We start from the raw sequence: 7045 nt of genomic DNA on the forward strand, positions 1-7045 counted from the left end.
GGCACCGATGCATCGTCCGTACTCGAAGGCTTGCCACTGGCATCCCGCACGGTTCCGACATCGAGCACCTGACAACCGGCAAGCACGTCCGCCACCTGCTGCGCGCTCGCCCCATCCGCCACAACCTGCTCGATCCCCGCATCCTCGATCATCTGCGTCAGACGCGCTTGCGGATACTCCGGATCGAGCGGCACGAACGCCCCGCCCGATTGGATGATCCCGAGCAACGCCGCCAGCAACGCCGGGCCCCGCGCCACGCACAAACCGACACGTCGCTCCGCGCTCACGCCATGCGCGGCAAGCCGTGCAGCCAGCGCATTCGACCACGCATCCAGCTGCGCATAGCTGAGCGTCGCCCCTTCGCAGCGCAGCGCAACCGAATCCGGCGTGCGTCGCGCCTGCGCGATCAACGCCTGACCCAGCGATTCGAACGCATAGCGCCGCGCAACCTGCGCATGCTGACCCGTCGGCAACGACAGCTCGCCGACCCGCCGCTGCGCGTCGTCCGCCAGCTGCACCAGCACCGCCTCATACTGCGACGCGATCCGCTCCACCGTCGAACGATCGAACACATCCGCCGCGTAGTTGAACATCAGATTCAGCGTCTGCCCGTCGTCGACGACATTCAGCACGAGATCGAAGCGCGCCGTCTCGGTGCCGCCCTCCTCCGCATCGACGACGATGCCCGGCATCGCCACCGCGGCGCGACGAGTTGCCTGCTCGAGATTGAACATCACCTGGAACAGCGGCGAGCGGCCGAGATCGCGCTCGATCTTCAGCGCGTCGAGAATCCTGCCGAACGGCACGTCCTGGTGTGCGTGCGCCTCGAGCACGCGCGCATGCAGCCCGTCCAGCAGCGCGTCGAACCGCATCGCGCCGTCGACGTCCGCGTCGATCACCAGCGTATTGACGAAGTAGCCGATCAACCCCTCTGTCTCGCGCCGCTGCCGCCCCGCCGACGGCACGCCGATCCGCACCCCCGTCTGGCCGCCGTAGCGATACAGCAGCGCCGCATAGGCGCCGAGCAGCACCGTGAACAGCGTCGTGCGCCGCGCGCGCGCCAGCTCGCGCAGGCACGCGGCGAGCGCCGGTTCGATGCCGACGCTGCAGCGTCCGCCGTCGATGCTGCGCACGGACGCGCGCGGCCGGTCGAGCGGCAACTCCAGCGCCGCACGCGCGCGGCCCAGCCGCTCGACCCAGTACGCGAGGTCGTCCGACGCCGCGTGGTCGAACCATTCGCCGTGCCACGCGGCGACATCGCCGAAATGGATCTCGAGCGGCGGCAGCGCGTGCGACGGATTTTCGCCGGCAACCGCCGCGCGATACAGCGCGGCCAGTTCGCGCACCAACAGCCCCTGCGACCAGCCGTCGGACACGATGTGGTGCGTCGCGATCATCAGCGCGTGGCGCTCGCCGTCGATCCGGATCAGGTCGACCCGCAGCAGCGGCCCCGCGCCCAGATCGAACGGCTCGCGCGCGACCGCGCGCAGCAGGTCGCGCAGCCGGGCCGGATCGTCGAGCGCGTGCTCGCGCCAGCCGTAGCCGGCATCGGCGTCGATCCGTTGCGACGCGACACCGCGCTGCTCGACGAAGCGCGCGCGCAACGCGCCGTGCCGCGCGACCAGCGCGGTGCACGCGCGCCGCAGCGCGAGCGTATCGAGCGGGCCGGTCAGCCGCAGCGCACGCGACAGGTTGTACGCGGGGCTGCCGGGGTCCAGCTTCCACAGGAACCACAGGCGCTGCTGCGCGGGCGACAGCGGATAGTGGCCGGGCGCGGCCGGATCGCCAGCGAGCGGCACGACCGGCAGCCGGGTCGGATCGATGCCCTGCTGCCGCGCCTTGTCGCGAAACAGCCGGCGGCGCTCGGCGGGCAGCGCCGCGTATTTGTTCGCGATCGCGCGCGCCGGATGTTCGGCGGCGGTCTCGGGCGCGGTGCCCGGGGAAGCTTCGCGGACGGGAGTCAACATGTCGTGAATGTGCCTACGTGAAAACGCGGGCGGCCAGCCGCCCGCGCGTCGGGTCTGTCGTCGAACGGCCGGGCGCGTCGCCCCCGGCCGGCCTGTTTAGTCGAGCGCATCGAACAGATCGTCGAGCGCCTGCATGTCGCGGTCCGCGCCCGCGGACGGCGACGCGTCCCGCGCCTGTTCGTCGAGGACCGCGGCCAGCAGCGCGGGCGTCGGATGAGCGAACAGCGTCGCCAGCTCGACCTTGCGCGCCAGCCGCTCTGACAGCCGCGCGGTCACCCGCACCGCCGCCAGCGAATGACCGCCCAGCGCGAAGAAATCGTCGGTCGCGCCGACCCGCTCGCGCCCCAGCACCTCGCCGAACAGCCGCGCGACCAGGATCTCGGTCTCGCCGCTCGGCTCGACCCACGGCGCATCGTCCGCGACCGTCGCGCCGAGTTGCGCGAGCGCGTTGCGATCGAGCTTGCCGTTCGCGGTGCGCGGCAGCGCATCGACGCCGTGCAGCGCGGCCGGAATCATGTACGCGGGCAGCCGCGCGGCGAGCGCCTGCCGCCAGCCGGCCGGCATGCCGCCCACCAGATAACCGACCAGCCGCGCCTCCGCGCCGTGCTCGCCCGGCACCAGCGCGACCGCCGCATCGAGCACGCCGTCGCAGCCGCGCAGCGCCGCTTCGATTTCGCCCAGCTCGATCCGGTAGCCGCGCAGTTTCACCTGCTGGTCGACCCGGCCGAGGCAGTCGAACGCGCCGTCCGGCAGTTCGCGGCACAGGTCGCCCGTGCGGTACATCCGCGCGCCCGGCGGCCCGTACGGGTCGGGCACGAAGCGTTCGGCCGTCAACCCGGGGCGGCCGAGATAGCCGCGCGCAAGATTGGCGCCGCCAATGCACAGCTCGCCCGTGCCGCCCGCCGGCGTCAGCTGGCCCGACGCGTCGACGACGCGCAGCACGGTTTCGTGCAGCGCGCGGCCGATCGTCACCGGGCCGCCGCGCGGCACCGGTGCGCAGGTGGACCAGATCGTCGTCTCGGTCGGACCGTACATGTTCCACACGTCGACGCCGCGCGCCGCGAGCTGCTCGGCCAGATCGGGCGGCAGCGCTTCGCCGCCCGCGAGGCCCACCAGCCGGCCGCGCGCGGGACCGCGCCAGCCCGCCTCGACGAGCAGCCGCCAGCCGCTCGGCGTCGCCTGCATCACGGTCGCGCCGCTGTCGTCGAGTAGACGCGCCAGCGCGGCGCCGTCGCCCGTCGCGGCCGCATCGGCCAGCTCGATGCAGGCCCCGGTCGCGAGCGGCAGACAGAATTCCAGCAGCGAGATGTCGAACGAAGCGGTCGTCACCGACAGCAGCACGTCGTCGGCCGTCAGCCCCGGCGCGACGCCGACGCTGCCGAGCAGCCGGTCGAGCGCGCCGTGCGACACGCCGACCCCCTTCGGCCGGCCGGTCGAGCCGGACGTGTAGATCACGTACGCAAGCTGCGCGTCGACGCACGGCCGATCCGCCGGCGCGGGCGTGGCCGCCGCCGTGGCGTCGGGCGGCCCGCCCGCATCGATCACGATGCGGCCGTCGAGCTGCCCGCCGAGCCGTTCGATGCCGGCGGCGTCGGTCAGCACGCGCGTGATGCCCGCATCGTCGAGCATGTAGCGCAGCCGGTCGGCGGGGAACGCCGGATCGAGCGGCACATAGGCGGCGCCGCTGCGCCACACGCCGAGCATGCTCGCGATCAGCGCGGGCGAGCGGCGCATGCAGACGGCGATGCGCTCCTCCCGCGCCACGCCGCTCGCGCGCAGCCGCGCGTCGATCGCGGCGGCCCAGCGCTCGAGCGACGCGTAATCGTGCGCCGCTCCGTTCTGCCGTACCGCAATCCGCTCGGGCGCGCGCCGCGCGTTCGCGGCGAAACGCGCATGGAACGCGCGGAACGCCGGGTCCGGCAGCGGCACCGCCGCCGGCAGCGCGTGCGCCACGCCCAGTTCGCCGACGGCGCGCTCGCCGTCCGCGTCGCTCAACTGGTCGAGCAGCGCGACGTACTGGCGCTGCAGTTGCTCGACGCCGGCGCGATCGAGACGGCGGCTGTCCCAGCCCCAATGGAGCGTGAGGCCCTTCGACGGCAGGATCGTCAGCGTCAGCGGATAGTGCGTGCGCTCGACCGTGTCGACACCTTCGACCCGCAGCGCGTCGCGCGCGGGTTGCGCCGCGCGCGCGGCGACCGGATAGTTCTCGAACACGATCAGGCTGTCGAACAGCGCATCGCCGCCGCGGCCCGCCCACTGCTGCAGCGACGACAGCGGCGTGTGCTCGACTTCGCGCATCGCGCTGTTGTACGCCTGCAGGCCGGACAGCCAGCCGGACACGGTCTGCGCGCCCGGCACGGCGCTCAGCACCGGCAAGCTGTTGATGAAGAGGCCGAACATGTCCTCGGCGCCGGCGAGCGACGTCGGCCGGCCGGACACCGTGACGCCGAACGCGACCGACGGCTTGCCGCTCAGGCGCGCGAGCAGCACGGCCCATGCGCCCTGCATCAGCGTGTTGAGCGTGACGCGATGACGCTGCGCCGCGCGCCGCACGCGCGCATCCAGCGCGGCGTCGAGTTCGACCGTGATTTTCTGCGGCACGTCGGCGGCGGCTTCGCGCGGCGCGGCGAGGCTGCCCGTCAGCGTGCCGGGCTCGGGCGCGGCCGCCAGCCGGTCGAGCCACCAGCCGCGCGGATCGGGTTGCTGCGCCAGCCATTCGACGTAGCGGCGATACGGCGGCGGCGAGCCGGCCGCCGTGCGCGTCGCGCGGCCCGCGCGCAGCGACTGTTCGTAGTCGTCGAAGACCTCGGCGAGCAATCGCGCGCCGCTCCAGCCGTCCGTGAGCACGTGGTGATGCGTGCGGACCAGATCGAAGCTGCCGTCCGGACGGCGGAACACGTTGACGCGCATCAGCGGCGCGCGCGCCGGATCGATGCCGTCCGCGAGATCGGCCGCGCGCCAGGCGGCCAGCCGCGCGTCGTAGTCGGCGGCGTCGCGCCAGTCGTGCACCCCGAACGGCAGCACGGCGTCGCGCTCGACGATCTGCAGCGCCGCTTCGCCGTGGCGCCACTCGAAGCGCGTGCGCAGCATGTCGTGACGCGCGATCGCCGCCTGCCACGCGTCGCGCAGCAACGACGCGTCGAGACGGCCGCCCAGGGTCAGCTGCAGCTGGTTCACGTAGACGCCCTGGCCTTGCTGCAACTCGCTGTGATACAGCAGCCCCTGTTGCAGCGGCGTGGCCGGATAGATATCCGCGATGCCGGCCAGCGGCAGATCGAGCGCGCGCAGCTGCGCCTGATCGAGCCCGGACAGCGGAAAATCGGCCGCGGTCGCGCCGGGCGCGGCGGCCGCGCAGTGCGCGATCATCGCGTCGACCGCCCGGTCGAACGCGGCGACAAGCTGTTGCACCGCATCGCGGTCGATCCGCGCCGGATCGAAGCGCCAGCGCAGCAGCAGTTCCTCGCCCGTGACGAGGCCGTTCAGGTCGAGTGCGTAGTCGAGCCGCGCGCCGTCGCCGAGGCTGCGGCCCGCGCGCTCCGCGCTGAACGCGAAACGCGACGCCGGATCGAGCGATTGATCGAAGCGGCCGAGATAGTTGAAGCTGACGGCCGGCCGGCGCCGTGCCGGCTTCGCGTCGAGCCAGCCCCAGTGCAGCCCCTTGTGCGGCACCGCGCGCACGCGTTCCTTGACGGCGACGAGCGCATCGCCGGGGGCGGCGGGCGTCGCGGGCAGCGCAACCGGGAAGCGCGACGTGAACCAGCCGACGGTGCGGCTCAGGTCCGCGTCGTCGATCACGTCCTCGCGGCCGTGTCCTTCCAGTTCGACGGCGATGTCGGGCGCGCCGCTCCACGCGCCGAGCGTCTGCGCCAGGGCGGCGAGCAGCAGCTCGTCGACGCGGGTGCGGTATGCCTTCGACGTGTTGTGCAGCAGCTCGCGGGTCCGGCGCGCGTCGAGCGTCCATTCGATCAGACCGCTATCGACCACGCGGGTATCGGCGGCCGGGCGCAGCGGCAGGTCGGGCGCGGCTTCGAGCGCGGCGAGCGCCTGTTGCCACCATGACGATTCGGACTGAACCGCGTCGGACCGTGCGTAACGGCGTGCGGCGCGCACCCACGAACGCCAGGACATCGACGGAGTCGGCAGCATGACCGGCTCGCCGCGTTCCGCCTGTTCGTAGCTCGTCTGCAACTCCTCCAGCAGCACCCGCCACGACACACCGTCCACCGACAGATGGTGGATCGCGATCAGCAGCCGGGTTTCCTCCCGCGCTTCGAAGTAACCCACTCGCCAGATCGGGCCTCGCTCGATATCCAGGCTCGACTGGATGCGGTCGCACGCCGCCTCCAGATCTTCCATCGAAACCAGATCCTCTCGACGAATCAGATCCCCTTCCGCTTCGCTTGCCGCTATCGCACGTTGCTTCCACCCCGATTCATCCGCCGCGAATCGCAGCCTCAACGCATCGTGACGCGTGCGCAGCGCCTGTACCGCCTGCTCCAGTGCCGCCTCGTTCAATCGGCCCTTCACCTTCAGCAGCACCGCCTGATTCCAGTGCGACTCCCCTTCCGGGTACCGTTCGAAGAACGCCTGCTGGATCGGCGTCAAACCCTGCGGGTCGCCGTTGTCTTCTTCGACTTCGGTGCGCGCTTCCAATCGCTCCGCTCTTTGCGCCAATCCCGCCACCGTCGGATGCTCGAACACCTGTCTCGGCGTCAGCTTCAGCCCCGCTTCCCGCGCTCGCGCAATGATCTGCAAACTCTGGATCGAATCGCCCCCCGCTTCGAAGAAGTTGTCCGTCACGCCCAGATCGTCCCGACCCAGCACCGCCTTCCAGATCGACAGCAGCGCCGCTTCCGTCTCGTTCGATGCCTCGACCCGCTCGCGGGCCCGCTCCTGCGGCGCCGGCAGCGCCGCCCGGTCCAGCTTCCCGTTCGGCATCGCCGGCAGCTTCTCCAGCACCGTCAGACTCGACGGCACCATGTAGCCCGGCAGTCGCTGTTCCAGTTCGTGACGAACCTGCGCCGCCTCCACTTCGCCCGCGACATACCCCGCCAGACGTTGTTTCTCGCCTTCGCCCA

2 protein-coding genes are annotated in these 7045 nt (G+C 71.9%); both read right to left on the reverse strand.

The features are described from left to right. The coding region (locus RZR99_RS31585) for a condensation domain-containing protein (protein WP_323123644.1) at positions 1–1967 on the reverse strand (1967 nt) is incomplete at its 3' end. Positions 1968–2063: 96 nt separating this feature from the next. Further along, positions 2064–7045: non-ribosomal peptide synthetase (locus tag RZR99_RS31590; RefSeq protein ID WP_323123645.1), on the reverse strand; the 4982-nt coding region annotated here is incomplete at its 5' end.

This window comes from Burkholderia alba, assembly GCF_034721475.1.
Lineage (GTDB): Bacteria > Pseudomonadota > Gammaproteobacteria > Burkholderiales > Burkholderiaceae > Burkholderia > Burkholderia alba.